Origin of the sequence: Streptomyces canus (genome assembly GCF_030815415.1) — a bacterium.
Classification (GTDB): Bacteria; Actinomycetota; Actinomycetes; order Streptomycetales; family Streptomycetaceae; genus Streptomyces; species Streptomyces canus_F.
On sequence record NZ_JAUSWW010000001.1, the window covers coordinates 5,774,828 to 5,793,391 of the forward strand.

Annotated in this window: 15 protein-coding genes and 1 pseudogene; 4 read left to right on the forward strand and 12 right to left on the reverse strand. The window is 70.5% G+C overall.

All coding sequences use genetic code 11. From position 1 onward, the window contains the following. Window positions 1–14: 14 nt before the first annotated feature. Both QF037_RS26855 and QF037_RS26860 read right to left on the reverse strand, forming a co-directional pair. On the reverse strand, window positions 15–1,583 hold the full coding sequence (locus tag QF037_RS26855; RefSeq protein WP_307029415.1) for a sodium:solute symporter family protein: 1,569 nt from the start codon (window positions 1,581–1,583) through the stop codon (window positions 15–17). A gap of 127 nt (window positions 1,584–1,710) precedes the next feature. Then, complete coding sequence (locus QF037_RS26860; RefSeq protein ID WP_307029417.1) at window positions 1,711–2,496, reverse strand: SDR family oxidoreductase; 786 nt, start codon at window positions 2,494–2,496, stop codon at window positions 1,711–1,713. Window positions 2,497–2,573: 77 nt separating this feature from the next. Here QF037_RS26860 and QF037_RS26865 point away from each other — a divergent pair, with 77 nt between their 5' ends. After that, entirely contained in the window at window positions 2,574–3,437 is an 864-nt protein-coding gene (locus QF037_RS26865) for a hypothetical protein (RefSeq protein WP_307029418.1), read from the forward strand. A 108-nt stretch (window positions 3,438–3,545) separates the two neighbouring features. Here QF037_RS26865 and QF037_RS26870 read toward each other — a convergent pair whose 3' ends face one another. The 3 genes from QF037_RS26870 to QF037_RS26880 all read right to left on the reverse strand — a co-directional run bounded on the left by QF037_RS26870 (window position 3,546) and on the right by QF037_RS26880 (window position 5,929). Then, window positions 3,546–3,737: a DUF397 domain-containing protein gene (locus tag QF037_RS26870; protein ID WP_307029419.1), complete on the reverse strand. Its 192-nt coding sequence runs from the start codon at window positions 3,735–3,737 to the stop codon at window positions 3,546–3,548. Window positions 3,738–3,968: 231 nt separating this feature from the next. Next, window positions 3,969–4,826, reverse strand: coding sequence for a helix-turn-helix domain-containing protein (locus tag QF037_RS26875; protein WP_307029421.1), 858 nt, complete (start codon window positions 4,824–4,826; stop codon window positions 3,969–3,971). A 347-nt stretch (window positions 4,827–5,173) separates the two neighbouring features. After that, complete coding sequence (locus tag QF037_RS26880; protein WP_307029423.1) at window positions 5,174–5,929, reverse strand: GOLPH3/VPS74 family protein; 756 nt, start codon at window positions 5,927–5,929, stop codon at window positions 5,174–5,176. Window positions 5,930–6,893: 964 nt separating this feature from the next. On the opposite strand from QF037_RS26880, the gene QF037_RS26885 reads away from it, so the two are divergent. Together QF037_RS26885 and QF037_RS26890 are read left to right on the forward strand one after the other, a co-directional pair. Then, the gene (locus QF037_RS26885; RefSeq protein ID WP_444972133.1) at window positions 6,894–9,275 is read left to right on the forward strand and encodes a D-alanyl-D-alanine carboxypeptidase; all 2,382 of its coding nucleotides are present in this window, start codon (window positions 6,894–6,896) and stop codon (window positions 9,273–9,275) included. Window positions 9,276–9,480: 205 nt separating this feature from the next. After that, a complete protein-coding gene (locus tag QF037_RS26890; protein ID WP_307029427.1) occupies window positions 9,481–11,352 on the forward strand; it encodes an MFS transporter in 1,872 nt (623 codons plus the stop codon). 7 nt (window positions 11,353–11,359) lie between these two features. Here the strand turns inward: QF037_RS26890 and QF037_RS26895 are convergent, their stop codons facing one another. Genes QF037_RS26895 through QF037_RS26905 form a run of 3 tightly spaced genes read right to left on the reverse strand, consistent with a single transcriptional unit; the run spans window position 11,360 to window position 13,862 of the window. Further along, entirely contained in the window at window positions 11,360–12,226 is an 867-nt protein-coding gene (locus QF037_RS26895) for a MerR family transcriptional regulator (RefSeq protein ID WP_307029429.1), read from the reverse strand. 56 nt (window positions 12,227–12,282) lie between these two features. Next, complete coding sequence (locus QF037_RS26900; RefSeq protein ID WP_307029431.1) at window positions 12,283–12,789, reverse strand: glutathione peroxidase; 507 nt, start codon at window positions 12,787–12,789, stop codon at window positions 12,283–12,285. Between the two features lie 47 nt (window positions 12,790–12,836). Beyond that, window positions 12,837–13,862 carry an ArsR/SmtB family transcription factor gene (locus QF037_RS26905; RefSeq protein WP_307029433.1) on the reverse strand — a complete coding sequence of 342 codons (1,026 nt, stop codon included), beginning with the start codon at window positions 13,860–13,862 and terminating at the stop codon, window positions 12,837–12,839. A 71-nt stretch (window positions 13,863–13,933) separates the two neighbouring features. Between QF037_RS26905 and QF037_RS26910 the strand changes: the two genes are divergently transcribed. Beyond that, a complete protein-coding gene (locus tag QF037_RS26910; RefSeq protein WP_307029435.1) occupies window positions 13,934–15,172 on the forward strand; it encodes an MFS transporter in 1,239 nt (412 codons plus the stop codon). Here the strand turns inward: QF037_RS26910 and QF037_RS26915 are convergent. From QF037_RS26915 to QF037_RS26930, 4 genes and pseudogenes are all read right to left on the reverse strand, one after another. Further along, window positions 15,143–15,247 (reverse strand): annotated as a pseudogene (locus tag QF037_RS26915) (DUF397 domain-containing protein); the annotation flags it as partial. The gene QF037_RS26910 and the pseudogene QF037_RS26915 overlap by 30 nt on opposite strands. Next, window positions 15,244–16,077, reverse strand: coding sequence for a helix-turn-helix domain-containing protein (locus QF037_RS26920; protein WP_307029437.1), 834 nt, complete (start codon window positions 16,075–16,077; stop codon window positions 15,244–15,246). The gene QF037_RS26920 and the pseudogene QF037_RS26915, both read right to left, overlap by 4 nt. 31 nt (window positions 16,078–16,108) lie before the next feature. Further along, complete coding sequence (locus QF037_RS26925) at window positions 16,109–18,139, reverse strand: tetratricopeptide repeat protein (RefSeq protein ID WP_307029439.1); 2,031 nt, start codon at window positions 18,137–18,139, stop codon at window positions 16,109–16,111. Continuing rightward, the gene (locus QF037_RS26930; protein WP_307029441.1) at window positions 18,136–18,564 is read right to left on the reverse strand and encodes a hypothetical protein; all 429 of its coding nucleotides are present in this window, start codon (window positions 18,562–18,564) and stop codon (window positions 18,136–18,138) included. The genes QF037_RS26925 and QF037_RS26930 overlap by 4 nt, the downstream gene beginning before the upstream one ends.

Sequence of the window (18,564 nt, forward strand, 5' to 3'; positions counted from 1 at the left end):
CCCCGGGAGTCGGCCTAGTCCTTCGTCCGTACCACCTCGTCCACCGGACCCGCCGGCACCGGCACCGCGGCGGCCGCCGCCCCGTCCCCGTCGGTGTTGATCTTCTCGATGATCGCGAGCCGCTCCGGGGTGTCCTCCGGCTTCACGAAGCCGATGAGGATGTAGAGGACCAGCGACACCGCGAGCGGGATCGAGACCTGGTACTGGAGCGGGACGCCGCCGTCGACGTTCCAGTTGATCGGGTAGTTGACCAGCCAGAAGGCGAGCAGACCCATTGACCAGCTGGTGAGCGCGGCCGTCGGGCCGGAGCGGCGGAAGGGGCGGAGCAGGCCGAGCATCATCGGGATCGCCATCGGGCCCATCAGACCGGCCACCCACTTGATGACGACCGTGATGATGTCCTTGAACGCGGGGGAGTTGACCTGCGTCGCCGCCGCCATCGACAGGCCCAGGAAGACGACGGTCGCGATGCGGGCGACCTTCAGGCCCTGGCCCTCGTTCCACGTCCGCGCCCTGCGCCAGACCACCGGCGCGCAGTCCCGGGTGAACACCGCGGCGATGGCGTTGGCGTCGGAGGAGCACATCGCCATGGTGTGGGAGAAGAAGCCGACGATGACCAGGCCCAACAGACCGTGCGGGAGCAGCTGTTCGGTCATCAGGCCGTAGGAGTCGGAGCCGTCCGGCTTCTGGGACTCGACCAGCAGCGGCGACATCCACATGGGGAAGAAGAGGACGACCGGCCAGACCAGCCAGAGGATCGCGGACAGCCGGGCCGAGCGCTCGGCCTCGTACGCGTTGGCCGTGGCCATGTAGCGCTGGGCCTGGTTGAGCATGCCGCCGTTGTACTCGAAGAGCTTGATGAAGAGGAACGCGAGGAGGAAGACCGTGCCGTACGGGCCGACCAGCGGCTCGCCGTGGCCCTGGAGCTCCGGTCGGTCCCAGGCCTCGAAGAAGCCGATGCCCTTGTCGCCCAGTTCCGCGACGACGGCGATGAACATCGCGACACCGGCGAGGAGCTGGATGACGAACTGGCCGAGCTCGGTCAGCGCGTCCGCCCACAGGCCGCCGATCGTGCAGTAGACGGCGGTGATCGTGCCGGTGATGAGGATGCCCTGGTTCAGCGAGATGCCGGTGAAGACCGACAACAGGGTGGCGATCGCCGCCCACTTGGCGCCCACGTCCACGATCTTCAGCAGCATGCCGGACCAGGCCAGCGCCTGCTGCGTCTTGAGGTCGTAGCGGTTCTTCAGGTACTCCAGCGGGGAGGCCACGTGCAGACGTGAGCGCAGCCGGTTGATGCGCGGCGCGAACAGCTTCGAACCGATCGCGATGCCGAGGGCGATGGGGAACGACCACGTCACGAAGGACGTGACACCGTAGGTGTAGGCGATGCCCGCGTACCCGGTGAACATCACCGCGCTGTAGCCCGACATGTGGTGCGAGATGCCGGAGAGCCACCAGGGCATCTTGCCGCCGGCGGTGAAGAAGTCACTGACGTTGTCCACGCGCTTGTGCGACCACACGCCGATCGCGACCATCACGCCGAAATAGCCGATGAGCACGGCCCAGTCGAGACCGTTCATGTGCGCCCTCCCAGGGGTTCGACCCGGCGCTCATCGTGGGCGCTGTCGCGTGAACACGACAAGTGAGCGTAAGGTCAAAGGGAGGTAAAAGTATTCGGCATGATGGCCTTGGTTCACCTACGTGAACTCACCGCATCAGCTCCCCGGCGTTGACCAGCAGTGATTGTCCGGTGATCGCCCGCGCCCGATCCGACGCCAGGAACACCGCCGCGTCCGCTACATCCCCGTCCGTGGCGAGATCGGGCAGGGCCATGCGCTCGGTGAGCCTCACCAGCACCTCGGACTCCTCGACCCCTTCCGTGTGCGCGGTGAACTGGACGTACGCCTGCACCGGCGGCCCCCACATCCAGCCCGGCAGCACGGTGTTGACCCGGATCCGGTGCGGCCCCAGCTCCCGTGCGAGGGAGTACATCGCACTCGTCAGGGCCCCCTTGGAGGCCGCGTACGCCGCCTGCCGCACCTGCGAGGGGGCGGCCACGGACGACTGCGTCCCGATGAAGACGACCGACCCGCCGCACCTCTTCAGCGCCGGCAGACACGCCCGCGTCATCCGCAGCGATCCCAGCAGATTCACGTCGATCACCGACTGCCAGGTGGTGAAGTCCGCGTCCTCGATGCCGCCGAAGTAGCTGTCCCAGGCGGCCACATGGACCACCGCGTCGATCCGCCCGAACCGCTCGCCCGCCAACTCCGCCAGCGCCACGCACTGTCGCTCGTCGGTGATGTCCGTGGGCCGGTACGCCGTGTGCGTCCCGTCCGGGTCGATCTCGGCGGCGCTCTTGGCGAGGTTGGCCTCGGTGCGCGCCCCGAGCACGGCGTTCCCGCCGTCGCGTACGACGGCGGCGGCGACCTGGTGGCCCAGTCCGGCACCGACGCCCGACACGACCACCGTCTTGCCTGTGAGCAGTGGCATAAGACCCCTCCCTGACCCTGGCGGTATATCTGACGGGGCGTCAGAGTATGGGCGAGCCACCCAGGAAGGGGAAGGGAATGAGCGAAGAGACCCGCAGTCAGACGTACGCCGAACTGGCCGCCGTGGGCCCGTACGGAGTCCGCCCCGGCCATGCGCTCATCACCATGGTCGAGCCGCATCCGGGCCACGAGTACGCGTACAACCGCTGGTACGAGGACGACCACTACTACGCCGGCGCGATGGCGATGCCCTGGATGTACGCCGGGCGCCGCTGGGTCGCCACCCGGGACCTCCAGCTCCTGCGCTACCCCGAGAAGTCGGCGATCGCCCAGCCGGTCACCGCCGGGTGCTACCTCTCGACGTACTGGATCACCGACGGCCGCTACGACGACCACATGAAGTGGACCGTCGGCATCAACAAGCGCCTCAACCGGGACGCCCGGGTCTACCAGGACCGGACGCACGTCTTCACCGCGTTCCAGGACCACGAGGCGACGGTCTACCGGGACGGGGCGGCCGGGCCCCGCGACTTCCACGCCCTCGACCACCCGTACAAGGGCCTGGTCGTCGAGGTGATCGACGCCGAATCGGCCGCACAGCGCGAGGAGTTGCTGGAGTGGCTGCGGTCCCGGCACCTGCCGAAGCGGATCGCGGGGTCACCGGCGGCGATGGTGACCGTCTTCAGGCCGACGCCGCTGCCGGGCGACCGGATGACGTATGTGAAGCAGGTCGAGGGCGTCGACACCCGGCTGACGCTGCTGTGGTTCCTGGAATCGGATCCGCGGGAGTGCTGGGAGGAGCACTTCACGGGCCTGGAGAAGCCGGTGGACGCTGCCTCCATCAGCGGCGCCGCCGCGGGCGGCCTGGGGAGGGTGGAGTTGGTGGCACCGTTCATCCCGACCGTGCCGGGGACGGACACGTACGTCGACCGTCTCCGGTAGGCCCGCGCCGGGACACAAGCCGAGCCCCCTCGGCAAGGACGGCGATCTGGTCGAGAGGGCTCTTCGGTGATGCTTGTGCAGTTGTGTAGTGCTCGGTTACTCGCCCATTTACGCCTTGACCGAGCCGACGAAGGCGTTCCACGCGTCCGCGGGGAAGGCCAGCGTGGGGCCGTTCTGGACCTTCGAGTCCCGGACGGCCATCGCCGACACGACAGGGGACTTGATCTCGACGCACGCGCCATTGCCCTGGGAGTAGGAGGACTTGACCCACTGGTCCGTGGCGCCCTGCTTGATTGCCATTTTCGCTCCGATTAGCCAGTTGCTGAGTTGCTGTCGCCGCGGCGTGCGTATGTCTCCATCTGCACGGCACGGGTTTACGCCAACGTTGTTATCCGATGGCGTGATCGACGCTACTCGCCAACATCGGGGAGCGGAGGAAGTATTCACCCGGGCGGGTGGCATATTCCATTGGGGTCTTCCGCTGCGACCGGGCGAAGGTGTACCTTGCGGCGCCTCGCCTTACAGAGTGGGTCAGCGTGCGTAGTCCTTGGCGATACTTGAGATGAATTCCCGGCTTTGGTCCACATTCAGGGCCTGTGCCCGCAGATGTTCGTACATGACGCTGTACTTCTGTACGTCCTGCGCCTTCTCCAGGTACAGGTCGCTCGTCACGCCCTCGATGTAGACCACGCTGGAATCGGCGGCATCGGGGAACTCGAGGATCGCGTACTGCCCACTCACCCCAGGGTGCGCGCCCATCGTGAACGGGATCATCTGCACCGTCACATGCGGCAGTTGCGACATCTCGATCAGATGCTCCAGCTGCTCGATCATCACCTGCCGGTTGCCGACCTCGCGGCGCAGCGCCGCCTCGTCCAGAACCGCCCACAGCCGGAGCGGGTTCTCGGCGGCAGAGATACGTTCCTGTCGGCGCAGCCGCACCTGGACACGCTTGTCGATGTCGGTGGGCGTCGCCTCGGGCAGCGCGCCGGAGATGAGGGACTCGGCGTAGGTGCGGGTCTGCAGGAGCCCGGGGACGACCTGGGGGTCGTAGACGCGCAGACTCGCCGCGTCCGTCTCCAGGCCGATGTAGACGCTGTAGGGGATGTCGCCGAAGGAGTGCCACCAGCCCTGCTGGCGGCTGTCCTTGGCCATCTGCATCAGGGAGTCGACGATCCGGACGTCCTCCACCTCGTACACCCCGCACAGATCGCGGACGTCGCGCTGGCTGATGCTGCGCCGGCCGTTCTCCAGCCGGCTGATCTTCGACTGCGACACCAGAAGCCGTTCGGCGACTTCCTCGGCCGTCATGCCCTTGAGTTCACGGAGCCGGCGCAACTCCTGGCCGAGCCGGCGTCGCCTGACGGTGGGATTGACATTGGACGCCACGGGAACGTGCACCTCCGGCTGCGTGCCTTCGAAAATGGCCACTTTGCGTATCTGCTGTTGAGCAGACTGCCACCAAGGTGGTTTCTACCGCTGGGAAACAGTGGATATGCGCTGCGTACGCGCCAGTTCGCCATGATCACAAGGCAGTTGGCGCCTACCGGAAACAACTCGGCCCTGATCCGGGGCACAAAAAGGCCGCGCGGGACGGCGGGACCGTGTGTCCTCTCGGACACACGGTCCCGCCGCCCCGCGCGGACCAGCGGCTCCCGATACCGGGTCTGGGGTACGCCGGAGGTGCGTGTGGTGCGTGGTGCGGTGCTACGTCGGTCGTGCCGTGGAACTGCGGCTCAGTGAGCCACGACACGCGCCATGGCGCCGCGGCGCGGTTGCACCGGAACGCCGCGGGCGGGTTCCGGTGCCTGCCTGGCACCTGGTCCGGCCGGACGGCCGGTCGGGGCCGGGCTGCGGCGTGGCTGCGCGGCCACACCGTTCTGGACGTCCATCACGGCGTGCGCCACGAGACCGCCCATGGGGTCGTGCCTGATCAGGTCCCGCAGCCGGGAGCGAGAGGAGCGTCCCTCGTTGCCCGGATACAGGTGCTTGCCTAGGCCGACCGCGTGCGCCAGGGCGGCGAGCGCCGCGGTCCGCGGGTCCGGCGGTACGCCGGTGCGGATCGCGGAGTCCAGTCGGGATCTGATCTCCCGGCTGATCTCGGTCTGACTCGCCTGGTAGCGAGTCGTCGGCAGCACTCCGCACATCTGGCCCGCCACGGCATGCACCATGCCGCACCGCTCCAGATGCGAGAGATAGGTCTGGCGCAGCCCGAGACGCGGCCCGCCAATCCAGTGGATAGCGCGTACCGGAGCGCCACGCCTTCGCAGCAACTCCAACGCGCAGTCCAGTGTTGGATCTCCAGTCGGCCGTGGGGACACCACGGCGATACGATCCCCGTCTGGGGCTATCCGTCCGGCCAGCGCCAGCTCCACTAGCTGTGCTCCGGCCAGACCGAGGTCGAGCGACTGCGGCTGTGCGGTGGTACCCGTGGCCGGGTCCAGCGCCAGTAGCAGAAGCTCCTCCGGAAGTGTTCTGCGGCTCATGCCCATCCATGCCTCCCCGCGTGGATGAAAGACAGGGTGACCCCTCTCACATTGGTCTGTCGAGGGTGCGTGACCTGTTTGTAGTGGAACCGGTAGGTATGTCGTTCTCGTCTACCGCAGGAGCCAAGCCCTCACACAGGACACTGGTACATGGTTCGGACACCGTGGGGGAGCGGTGTCGGGGCGAGGCGGTCCATACGCGTTCACGGTTTAGGAGGCATCGGTGGCGGGCGAGTTCCCCGACAGGTCGAAGCAGCGCGAGTCGTCGGCAGAACCGACGTCGGGGAGCGCGAGTCCGGTTCCCGAAGCCCGGGGTGAGGTGCGCGACCCGCGCCTCGCGGTCGCCCGCGACACCGAGCCGCCCGCGGCCCGCGGTGGCGTGGACACGGCGACACGGGTCTTCTCGGCCCGCGACGTGGCCCAGGCCCGAGCCGCGGCCCAGGAGCCGAAGCCGACCCCTCCGGGCACGCCCGACGAGGACACCACGGCGACGGAGGGCCCCCAGGACGCCGGGAAGGCCGGAGCAGGCGACGCCGATGACGCCACGGCCGACGCCGAGACCCCGGACGCGACCGAGGGCGCCGCAGGGTCTGCGGAGGCCGGTGCCGGGCTCCCGGAGGCCGCCGAGGGCGCGAAGGAGGCACCGGTGACCGAGGACGTCCAGGACGCCGTACCGACCGAGGGCGCGGAGGCCGAGGGCGGGCCCGCGAAGGACGCCGAGGGCGCGGAGGATTCAGCGGCGGCCGAGGATGTCCAGGACGCCGTACCGACCGACAGTGCCGCAGGTGAGCGGGACGCGGGGGCTTCGGCGGCGGCCGGTGAGTCGGCGCCTGCCGGGGCCGAGGGCGCCGCGGGGGCTGCGGAGGCCGGTGCCGAGGTCTCGAAGGGCGCGGTCGCCGACGACGGGCCCGCGAACGGCGGCGAGGGCGCGGAGGATGCAACGGCGGCCGCGGATGTCCAGGACGCTGCGCTGACCGACAGTGCCGGGGGTTCGCGGGACGCGGGGGCTTCGGCGGCGGCCGGTGAGTCGGGGTCTGCCGGGGCCGAGGGCGCCGCGGGGGCTGTGGACCCCCGTGCCGGGGTCTCGGAGGCTACCGAGGGTGCGGAGGGCGCCGCGGCGACCGACAGCGTGCCCGTGAAGGGCACGGGCGCCGGGGATGCGGCGGCGGCCGAGGATGTCCAGGACGCGGTGCCGATCGGCGGTGCCACGGGTTCGCGGGACGCGGGGGCTTCGGCGGCGGCCGGTGAGTCGGCGTCTGCCGGGGCCGAGGGCGCCGTGAGGGCTGCGGACGGCCGTGCCGGGGTCTCGGAGGGCGCGGAGGCCGGGGACGGGCCCGTGAAGGGCGCCGAGGGTGCCGGGGATGCAACGGCGGCCGAGGACGCCCAGGACGTCGCGCCGACCGACAGAGCCGAGGGCGCCGCAGGGTCTGCGGAGGTGGAGGGCGGGCCCTCGAAGGACGCCGAGGGCGCGGAGGACGCGCCGCCGGCCGAGGACGTCCAGGACGCTGCGCCGACCGACAGTGCCAGGGGTTCGCGGGACGTGGAGGCTTCGGCGGCGCCCGAGGACTCGTCGCCTGCCGGGGCCGAGGGCGTTCAGGATTCCGCGCCGACCCGCGGTGCCGAGGGTTCGCGGGACGTGGAGGGATCGGCGGCGGCTGACGGGGCCATGGGTGAACCCGGCGGCGACGCCAGGTTGCGTGCTGCTGTGGCCGCCTGGGTGCGGTCCGGGGATTCTCCGGGGGCGGCGGACTCGGGTGCCAAGGACGGTGAGCGACCGGCGAGCGCCGCGAAGTCTGACGCTGCGGCCGACCCGCGCGCCACCACGGACCCGAGCGAGGCCGTGGACGCCCGTGCGGAGGCCGCGCAGGGGCCCCGTGCCGGCGCGGACCCCAGCGACGCCGTGGATGCCCGTGAGCCCGGGGAGAAGGCTGACGAGCCCGCGCCGAAGGCTCGCGTGGACCAGCCCACGACCATGCTCAAGCTGCCCAGCAAGTTCGTCGCGCTCAAGCCCGACGTCACCACCGCCATCCCCCAGGTCGGCCCCGAGCGCACCACCCAGCAGCCCCTCCCGCCCAAGCCCCCGCTGGACCTGCTGGCCGAGCTCACGAACACCCCGCCGCCCCCGCAGACACCGCTGCGGACCACGTTCCGGCGGGTCAAGATCTGGACCCCCCTCGTCCTGCTCCTCGCAGTTGTCTTTGCGGTCGCACAGGCGATGCGCCCCCTGCCCACCCCCACCCTCGAACTCACCGCCGAGGACAGCTACTCCTTCGACGGCAGCAAGGTCGACATCCCGTGGCCCGCGGAGGGCCAGGCCGCCCTCGACGTCCAGGGCATCGGCAGCTTCGGCTCCTCCGGTGACCAGAAGCCCGTCCCGATCGCCAGTGTCGCCAAGGTCATGACGGCGTACATCATCCTCCGCGACCACCCGCTCAAGAGCGGCGCCGCAGGCCCGAAGATCAAGATCGACCAGACCGCCGAGGTCCAGTCCAAGGCCGGTCAGGAATCGACCGTGAACGTGACCGCCGGGGACTCCATCTCCCAGCGCGAGGCCCTCGAGAGCATCCTGATCGCATCCGCGAACAACGTGGCGAGGCTCCTCGCCCGCTGGGACGCCGGCTCGGAGAAGGCGTTCGTCGAGAAGATGAACGCCGCCGCCGAGGACCTCGGGATGACGAACACGACGTACACCGACCCCTCGGGTCTGAACAACACCACCGTCTCCACCGCCGTGGACCAGGTGAAGCTGGGCAAGAAGGCGATGGAGGAGCCCGCGTTCCGCGAGGTCGCGACGATGATGTCGTACGACGACTACAAGGGCGTCAACCACCCCAACTGGAACCAGATCGTCGGCAAGAACAACGTCGTCGGCATCAAGACCGGCACCACCACCTCCGCCCTCGGCAACCTCCTCTTCGCGGCGAAGAAGGAGGTCAACGGGGAGACCCGCACCATCGTCGGCGCCGTCGTCCGCCAGCCCGCCGGTGGTGTGGACAACACCATCCTCAGCGCCGCCCTCACCTCGGGTGACCAGCTGATCCGGGCGGCGCAGGGCGCGCTGGAGTCCGCGACGATCCTCAAGAAGGGCGATGTCGTCGGCTACGTCGACGACGGCCTCGGCGGCAGGACCCCGGTCGTCGCCACCAAGGACGTCACGGCCGTCGGCTGGTCCGGGCTCACCGTCAAGCTGACCTTCGCCGCCGACGACGTACCGCACACCGCGAAGGCCGGCACCAAGGTCGGCACCCTCACCGTGGGTGACGCCTCGGCCGGTGCGGTGAAGGTGCCGGTCGCGTTGCAGAAGGACCTCGTCGAGCCGGGCTTCACGGACAAGCTGACGCGCATCAGCTGACCCGTAGAGCGGCTCGTACGGCAAAAGAGGAGCGAAGATCCTGTATGCACCCCGTCGACCGGGTACCCGTCAGGGCGCCCGGCGGCGGGCTGCGTGCTAGCGTCACGAATCGGGGCAGGTCGCCGCTCCCGGAGACGCAGCCGTGAACATGGCCGGAACGGGACGGGGCCGAGAACAGAAGACGGGACACGGGGAGTGCCTGAAGGTGGCCACAGCCGAGCCGACACGCGCCGACGACGCCGATCCGGGCCCGGGAACCGGCCCGCGAATACGTGTGCCCGCGCCGCGTGACGGCGGGGGACGCACGAGCAGTCCTGCGGAGGATCCCGCGGAGGAGCAGCCGTCGGCTGCGTACACCGCCTTCCTCGCTCTGCGTGAGCGGCTGCTGAGACACCCGGTCCTCTCCCTCACCGCACTGTCCGGTGTGCTCCACATCGTCTGGTTCTTCACCTTCGCCAACAGCGGCGGCGACCTGGCCGCACAGGACGCCTGGGCCGAGTTCGTCGGCCGCCACCCGGACTCGGCGTACAACCTGGCCTGGTACGGCGGGATGCACCCGGTGTCGTACAGCGTGGTGTCGCCGTATCTGATGTCGGTTCTCGGTGTCCGTACGACGATGATGATCGCGGGGACGATCTCCGCCGGGCTGCTCACGATGATCCTCATCCGCAGCCGGTCGGTGCAGAACCCGCTGTGGGCGGCGCTCGCCGGGCTCGTCGCCTTCCTCTGCAACGCCGCCTCCGGGCGGGTCACCTTCGGTCTGGGCACGGCGTTCGCGCTCGGCGCGGTCGCCGTCGTGTTCTGCTGGCCGCACCGCTGGCGCTACAAGCGGTGGGCGAAGGCGCTGTGCGCGGCCCCGCTGGCCGCGCTCGCGACGATGGCCTCGCCGGTGGCGGGCCTGTTCGTGGGGCTGGTGGCCGCGGCGCTGTTCCTGCAGAAGCGGCGGCCGGGCGCGTGGGCGCTGGGGCTCGCGCCGACCGCGGTGGTCGCGGTGTCGGCCTGGCTCTTCCCGTTCTCCGGCACGCAGCCGATGGGGTTCGGCTCGGTGATCCTGCCGTTCTCGTACGGCGTCCTCGTCTGCGTGCTCGTCCCCAAGCAGTGGAAGACGGTCCGGCTGACGGCCGGGGTGTATTCGCTCGGTGTCGTCCTGGTCTGGCTGATCAGCTCGCAGATCGGGACCAACATCTCGCGGCTGCCGATGCTCTTCGCCGGGGTCGTGCTGGTGGCGGCGCTGCCCTTCGCGGTGCCGCGCTCCCGCAAGTGGTACGCGATCGTCCTGTCGATCGCCGTGTTCACCGGCTGGATCGGGTTCAAGTCGGTCGACGACATCGTCCACACCACCCCGGCCGCCTCCTGGGCCCGCGAACTGGCCCCGCTCGTCAACGAACTCCAGGGGGTCGGCGCGGAGAAGGGCCGCGTCGAAGTCGTGCCCGCGCGCTCCCACCGCGAGGCCTCCGCGCTGGCCCCGTACGTCAACCTGGCCCGCGGCTGGAACCGCCAGGCCGACATGGAGCGCAACCCGCTCTTCTACGACGACACCCTGAACTCGGCGAACTACCACGAGTGGCTCGGCCGCTGGGCCGTGCACTTCGTGGTGCTGCCGAAGGACGCGCCCGACGGGGACGGCGGGGAGCGCGAGCGGGAGCTCGTGCAGCGCGGGATGCCGTACCTCAAGCAGGTCTGGGGCGACGCCAACTGGCAGCTGTTCAAGGTCACCGACCCGGCCCCGCTCGCCGAGCCCGACGCGGTCGTCGAGCGCGCCGAGCAGGGCGAGTGGACCCTCCAGGTGACCAAGCCGGGCCGGATCCTCGTCCGCATCCCCTACTCGCCGTGGCTGAGCATCGTCGACGCCGAGGGCAAGAGCCTCGAGGGCCCCCGGGAGACGGAGGCGTCCAAGGACCGGCCCGACGGCGAGCCGAAGTCGTACGACAACGTCAACGGCTGTCTGATGGAGACGGAGGAGGACGTCCACGGCGACAAGTGGACCGAACTGCTGGCGCCGAAGGCGGGGACGTACCGGTTGGCGGCGCCGTATCAGCTGCCGCGCGGGACGCCGTGCCCCGACGAGCTGAAGTGAGTGCGGCTCACCTGACCGGGAACGCCACGTCGCACACCGCGTCGTCCGGTCCCGCCGCGTCCCAGTCCGCGAAGTAGATCTCCCGGCAGGGCCCGGCCTGTTCCAGGCCCTGCGAGGTGATCCACTCCTCCACCGCCTCGAACGCGGCCAGGATCTGCGGATGGGCCACCTGGGCCTTGGTGATGCGCGTGTACGCGAACCGCTGGGCCGGCTCGACGCGGACCTGGGTCTCCCGGGCCCGCCCGTGCTCCGCCGCCCACGCCCGTGCCGCGGCCTCGTCGGCGACCGGCACACAGGACTCGGCGGGGCCGTCGCTCTCCATGGAGACCTCGGAGTGGTAGACGACGAACGGCGCCGCCGTCACGCCCCCGCACTCCCGCGAGGCCCCCTCCAGACGCCCCAGCGACGCCCCGATCCACGCCGGCAGCTCGTCCGCCAGCGTGTGCCGCTTCTCGGCGATCACCACCTGCTCCGGCAGCTGAACCGTCTCCACCACGAACTTCCCGTACATCTCGGAGCTCCTCCCCGACAGTCGTCCACGGAGGTACTCGGCGAGCGTCCGCTGCCCCGCCACCCGCGCCTCGACGTCCGCCCAGTACGCGGCCAGTACGTCCGCGCCCGTGGCCCCGCCCGCCTCGACCACCTCGGCGATCCGGGCGAGCGGCATGTCGAGCTGCCGCAGCAGCGCGACGAGCCGGGCGCGCTCGACCTGGCCGGGGCGGTAGTAGCGGTAGCCGCTGGCCTCGTCCACCTGGGCCGGGGCCAGCAGGCCGAGCCGGTCGTACAGCCGCAGGGCCTTGGCCGAGAGGCGGGCCCGCGCGGCGAACGCGCCGATGGTGAGCAGTTCGTCGGTCACCGGTTCATCCTCCGTCACCGGGCGGCTTCCTCCGCCCGGTGATCAGGAGGTTCAGCCCTGCCCCAGGGACAAGGTCAACCGGCGAGCTGCGCCTCCACCGCGGCGACCAGTTCGTCCGACTCCGGCTCGGTCTGCGGCGAGAAGCGGGCGACGACCGTACCGTCGCGGCCGATGAGGAACTTCTCGAAGTTCCAGCGGATGTCCCCGGTGTGCCCCTCGGCGTCCGCGAAGCCGACCAGACGCTCGTAGAGCGCGTGCCGGCCCTCGCCGTTCACCTCGACCTTCTCGGTCAGCGGGAAGGTCACGCCGTACGTCGCCGAGCAGAACTCCGCGATCTCCTCGGCGCTGCCGGGCTCCTGCCCGAGGAACTGGTTGCAGGGCACGCCGAGGACGGTGAAGCCGCGCTCCGCGTACCGCTCCTGGAGCTTCTCGAGCCCGTTGTACTGCGGGGTCAGCCCGCACTTGGAGGCCACGTTCACGACGAGAACGGCCTGGCCCGTGTACTGGGAGAGGTCGGCGGAGCCGCCCTGGAGGGTGTCGATGTCGACGGCGAGGGGGGAGGTGCTGTCAGAAAGCGTCATAAGCGGATGCTAGGCGCTCCGCTGGGGGCAGCCGAACGAAGGTCGTATTACGGCTGCGGGCCGTCCGTGGCTGGTCGCGCCGTTCCCCGCGCCCCTTTGGGGCGCGGACTGGCACCCGGCGCCTCGACCAGCACGTCCCCCGCCGCAGTCCGCTCGTACAGCACCGACCGACCCGCCCGCCGCCGCTCCACCAGCCCCGCGTCCAGGAGCACCCGCAGATGACGGCCGACCGAGCCGAGTGACTGGCCGGTGACGGCGACGAGCTGGGTCGTGCTCATGGGGGAGCCGAGCAGCGTGAGCACCGTCGCCCGCGCGGGCCCGACCAGCGCGCCGAGCCCCGCCGGGACCGGCCGCCGGTCGTGGTCCTCGGCGAGCACCCCGGAGCACGGGTAGACCACGGCGTACCGCTCCCGCCCCTCCCACGACACCCAGCCGCGTCCCGTCGTCACCGGGACGAAGGCCAGCTCCGCCCCGGAGGCGATCTCCCGCGGCGGATACTCGTGCAGGTTCACCTGGAACCGGCTCCCGCCGAGCCAGCGGGTCCAGGGCCGCAGCGAGTCCAGTACGGCGGCCCAGCCCCCCTGGCTCACCTGCGCGGTCCGCGCGACCACGTCGGCCTCCAGGACGCGCCGCCGACGGTCCCAGTACGGCCGTACGGTCTCCTCCCAGACGTACGTGAGGAGCGCGGCCGCCCGCTCGGGCAGGTCGTCCCGCTCCAGGACGGCGGGGAGCGGTCCGGCGAGGGACACCCGGAGGTTGGCGCGGGCCGCTTCGGGGGCGGCCGCCCGCACCCGGACCACCGTCTCCTCGAAGGTCTCCCCGGCGCACGGTGTGGGACAGAGGAAGTCGGCGATCCACGACCTGAGCCCGGCGTCGACGAGCGGTCCCGCCACCGGGTCGGCCGCGAGGAGCGCGCGGTAGCCGGGCAGATGCGCGCGCAGCCACGCCTCCTCGCCCGAGTGGGCGCCGGCCCCCGCGTGCAGCAGCTTCAGGCTCGCGAAGGTCTCCGGGAACGGGGAGACCAGGAAGCGGCTGCGGGCGAGGGTGTCGGCGTCGATCAGCCACAAACCCATGCGTCGTACGACCTTTCGTGTCTGCGCGAAACATTAACGACCGGCCGGTGATCGCTCCGAGACTCCCGTCTATGCGCAGCTACCGCGACCTGTTCCGCACCCCGGAGTTCACCCCGTTCTTCCTCTCCTACGCCGCCTTCAACGCGGCCTTGACGATCGGCGGTCTGTCGCTCGCGACGCTGGTCTACCGGGCCACGGACTCGCCGCTGCTGGCGGCGATGAGCATGTTCGGCCCGCAGCTGGCGCAGGTACTGGGCGCGACCTTCCTGCTCTCGGGCGCCGACCGGCTGCCCCCGCGGGCGACGCTGGCCGGAATGGGACTCGCCTTCGCGGCCCTCACGGCGGTGCTGGCCGTGCCCGGGCTGCCGGTCTGGGCGGTCTTCGCGGTGGTGCTGGTACAGGGCCTGATCGCGTCACTGGGCGGGGGAGTGACCGGCGGGCTGCTGAACGAGATCCTCCCCAAGTCCGGCTTCGTGCTGGGGCGTTCGATGTTCAACATGGCCTCGGGCCTGATGCAGGTCCTGGGTTTCGCGATGGGCGGCGCGCTCCTGGCACTGCTGTCCCCGCGCACCTGCCTGCTCCTGGCGGCGGCCTTGTACCTGACGCAGGCCCTGGGCTACCGCCTGGGCCTGACCGCCCGCCCGGCCCGCGCCTCGGGTCGCCTCTCGGTCCGGGCGACCTGGAGCAGCAACGCCTTCCTGTGGTCCTCCCGCCCCCGCCGCCTCACGTACCTGGGCCTGTGGATCCCCAATGGCCTGGTGGTCGGCTGCGATTCCCTGTACGTCTCCTACGCCCCGGAGGCCGCGGGCGCGCTGTTCGCGAGCGGGGCGCTGGGCATGTTCGCCGGTGACGTGTGGGTGGGCCGCTTCGTACGCCCCGCGCTGCGCCCCCGGCTGGCCACCCCGCTGCTCCTGCTGCTGGCGACGCCCTACCTGCTCTTCGCGTTCCACCCGCCGGTCGCTGTCGCGGCCATGGCGGTATGCCTCTCCAACGTCGGCTTCGCCGCGAGCCTGGTCCAGCAGGAGCGGCTGATGTCCCTCACCCCGGACGACATGGCGGGCCACGCGCTCGGGCTGCGATCCGCCGGGATGCTCACCATGCAGGGCGTGGCGGCGGCGCTGGCGGGCACGGTGGCCCAACTGACGTCCCCGGCGACGGGGATGACGGTGATGGCGACGGGGTCGATCGCGGTGACCCTGGCTCTAGTGGCGGCCGGCAAGCGTGAGGAACGACGTCCAGGTGTCGGGCGTGACGGTGAGGGCGGGGCCGTCGGTGTGCTTGGAGTCGCGGATGTGGATGGTGTGGGGTGAGGTGGCGACTTCGAGGCACGCGCCGCCCTGCTCACTGCTGTAGCTGGACTTGAACCACTGAAGCGTGGTGCTCATGTGTCTCCTAGCAAACGGTCCAACAGGCCCGTGCTTTCCTGCGGGTTGAGAGCCTGTGCCCGCAGCATCGCATATTTGCGCTCCAGGACAGAGACCTCGTCGGGATCGGCGATCAACCTGCCGTGCAGCTGCCCTTCGACGTAGCCGACGCGCTGGTGATCGGCCGTCTCGACGAGGATGAGCGGTCCGGAGAGCCCGGCGTGGAACCTGCGGCCGACAGGCATGATCTGGAGGGTGACACACGGCAGGTCGGCCAACTCGCGCAAGCGGCGCAGCTGCCCGAAGTAGACGTCGTCATCTCCGAGGCGGTCCATCACTGTCACCTCGGAGATGACGAAGCTGATGGTCGGAGGCTCCTTGCGCTGGAGGATCTCCTGGCGCTCCATCCGCGCCGCCACCCGCTGCTCGACCTCGTCCTCGGCGAGCGCGGGAACGTCGTTGAGGAAGACCGCCCGCGCGTATGCCGGGGTCTGGAGCAGGCCCGGCAGCACCTGGTTGTCGTACCAGGACAGCGCCAACGCCTCGCGTTCCAGGTCGATGTACTCCTCCGCCCACCGCGGGAACAGGTCGACCTCGGGCATGTGTGCCAGCGCGACGGCCAACGCACCCTTGGTGTCCAGGAGTTCGTCCAGCAGAGCAGCCAGATCCTCCTTCAGCGTCCGTCTGCCCTGCTCGATCGACGCGATGGTCTCCTCGTCCACACCCACCCGCTCGGCGAGCGCCACCTGCGTCAGACCGGCCGCCCGCCGAAACGTACCGACGAGACTCCCGACCATCTTCACGGCGGACGCGTTCTTCCTCATCCGCGAGCTGCGGCTCTTGTTGCTCATGCGGGGGAACTGCCCATCAAGGGACGTACGTTCACTCTTTGTCACCCGTACAAGAATTTTGTACGGGTCGCCGCTGGCTGGTGCCGGCCCGGGCCGTGGCCAGGTTCTCGCGTGCGGTCAGGGTGTTGGGATGGGTGTCACCGAGGATCTGCTCGGCCTGGGCGAGGACGGTTTCCAGGAGGGGGGCGGCTCGTTCCAGGTCCCCGGTCTCGACGTAGGCGAGGGCGAGGGCGTGGCGCGCGGTCAGGGTGCTGGGTCGGTCGGCGCCGATGGTCCGCTCGTACTGGGCGAGGACGGTTTCCAGGAGACGGATGGCCCGTTCCAGGTCCCCGGCCTGGGCAAATGCGCGGGCGCGGGTGTGGCGGGTGCTCAGGGTGTTGGGGTGGGTGTCACCGAGGATCTGCTCGGCCTGGGCGAGGGCGGTTTCCAGGAGGGGGACGGCTCGTTCCAGGTCCCCGGTCTCGGCAATTGCGCGGGCGAGGTTGTGGCGGGTGCTCAGGGTGTAGGGATGGGTGGCGCCGATGGTCCGCTCGAACTGGGCGAGGGCGGTTTCCAGGAGGGGGATGGCTCGTTCCGGGTGCCCGCCCTCGGTATACGCGCGGCCGAGGTTGTGGCGGGCGGTGACGGTTCTGTTGTGGCTGTCACCGAAGTCCCGTTCGCGCTGGGCCAGGACCTGTTGACGCAAGGCGACGGTCTGGCTGTCACGCAGCTGCCGGAACAGGGACTGGGCGACGCCGAGGTAGACGTCGGCCATCGCCGAGCTCGGAGCGGTGCCGACGGGGGCGCTCTCGGCGAGGGCGATGATCTGAGGGATGAACTCCTGCCAGCGGTCGTCGGTGGCGGTCTCGGCCTGTTCGTCCGACGGCCGGGCACGCTGAAGGGCGTGTTCGGCGTCCAGACGTCCGGGCGGCGGGTCATCAGGTCGGTGGGGCCTGTTGCGGAGCACCGTCTGCACCAGGCGGTGGACCTTGAGGGTGTTCTGGTCGCCGAAGCTGACCATGTTGTACGTGTGCAGCACACCCAGCGCCCTGTTCAGCGCGACCAGGTCGGGTGCCAGAGGGACGAGATACGCGCGCGGAATATCGTCCGGCGCCAGCCATGCCATGGCGTCCAGCAGCCTGACAGCCAGCGGATCGCGCCCCGTGACGGCAACGATCGTCCGATCCCAGATCCGAGCGATCGTCCGCTCCGGATCGATCCCCTCGCTCGCCTCGTCCAGCACCAACCCCAGTGACCGCCGATACTCGTCCAGCCCGGCCCCCGTCTCATGGACGTAGGCCCCCGCCTGCTCCAACGCCAGCGGCAGACACCCCAGGACCCGCGCCAACTCCGTGGCCGCCCCCCACTCCTCACTCGTCGGAGCCCGTTCGGGAATCGCAAGCCGGGTCAGCAGGTCGACCGCGTCCTCCAAGGGCAGTACCCCCAGGGCCATGGTCCGTGTGGTCACCACATGCCACCCCGTCGCCTTGCGGCTGGTCGCCAGATGGTGCCCCCGGTGCAGCGTCCCCACATACGGCTTCAGCACCGCCGGATCCTCGACGTTGTCGAAGACCAGCAACCACCCCTCATGCTCCTGGAGCCACAGCACCGCCCAGGCCGCCCGCTCGTCCGACCCCACCGCCCCCGCCCACTGGGGGCTCAAGGCCATGGCCAGCGCCGCCAGGCTCGACACGATCGACTCGGCGCTCTCCGCGGTGATCCACCAGACCAGTGAGTACGACTCCCGGTACTCATGGGCGTAGTGCAGGGCCAGCGAGCTCTTCCCCACTCCGCCCAGCCCATGGATGGCCCGCACGGCGACCTGCTGGGTCACCGCGGCCGAACCACCACCGGTCAGCAGCGCACGCAGCTCCCGGAGCTCACTCTCCCGCCCCACGAACACCCCGGACGCCGACCCCGGCAGAAACCCCGCCCCCGCCGGCGCCACGACCGTCCGCGCCCAGTGCACGGCCTCCGCGGGCAGCACGACGACCCGAGCGTTGTCCCCACTGACCGCGACCCCGATCGACTCACCCGCCGCGATGGCCCGCTCCCCGGACGCCTCGACGCCCTCCGTGCTCATGGCTTCGAGGAACCGTGACCGTCAGCGGTGATCGCGACACCGATGTTCCCGCCCGCCGCGATCGACCGCGTTCCCGACGCGATGACGGTCGTCGTACCACCACCCGCGCCCGCCAGCAGCGCGGCCAACTCCCCTTCGAGCCCAGGATGCTTCCGCAACGCCCGCCGGATCTCCTGCCGAAGCGCCCCCACCGCGTCCTCGTTCCCGGGCTCCGCGGCGGCCTCCTGGACCGCCTCCTCCAACCCCTCACGCCCCCGCTCGTCGACCCGCCGGTACGTCGCCCGCAGCAACCCCCGCCCGACCTCCGCCGCCGCCGTACCCGAGGCGCCGGCCGCGGGCTCACCCGTCAGCACCCCATCGCCGTACGCCCCCAACGACTCCCGCAGGAACGGCGTCATCCCCTGCACGAACTCGGCCTCCGCCAT

Coding starts and splice junctions, on each gene's coding strand:
- QF037_RS26855 (WP_307029415.1), bottom strand. CDS start 1,583: ATGAACGGTCTCGACTGGGCCGTGCTCATCGGCTATTTCGGCGTGATG.
- QF037_RS26860 (WP_307029417.1), bottom strand. CDS start 2,496: ATGCCACTGCTCACAGGCAAGACGGTGGTCGTGTCGGGCGTCGGTGCC.
- QF037_RS26865 (WP_307029418.1), top strand. CDS start 2,574: ATGAGCGAAGAGACCCGCAGTCAGACGTACGCCGAACTGGCCGCCGTG.
- QF037_RS26870 (WP_307029419.1), bottom strand. CDS start 3,737: ATGGCAATCAAGCAGGGCGCCACGGACCAGTGGGTCAAGTCCTCCTAC.
- QF037_RS26880 (WP_307029423.1), bottom strand. CDS start 5,929: ATGGGCATGAGCCGCAGAACACTTCCGGAGGAGCTTCTGCTACTGGCG.
- QF037_RS26900 (WP_307029431.1), bottom strand. CDS start 12,789: ATGACGCTTTCTGACAGCACCTCCCCCCTCGCCGTCGACATCGACACC.
- QF037_RS26905 (WP_307029433.1), bottom strand. CDS start 13,862: ATGGGTTTGTGGCTGATCGACGCCGACACCCTCGCCCGCAGCCGCTTC.
- QF037_RS26910 (WP_307029435.1), top strand. CDS start 13,934: ATGCGCAGCTACCGCGACCTGTTCCGCACCCCGGAGTTCACCCCGTTC.
- QF037_RS26920 (WP_307029437.1), bottom strand. CDS start 16,077: ATGAGCAACAAGAGCCGCAGCTCGCGGATGAGGAAGAACGCGTCCGCC.
- QF037_RS26925 (WP_307029439.1), bottom strand. CDS start 18,139: ATGAGCACGGAGGGCGTCGAGGCGTCCGGGGAGCGGGCCATCGCGGCG.
- QF037_RS26930 (WP_307029441.1), bottom strand. CDS start 18,564: ATGGCGGAGGCCGAGTTCGTGCAGGGGATGACGCCGTTCCTGCGGGAG.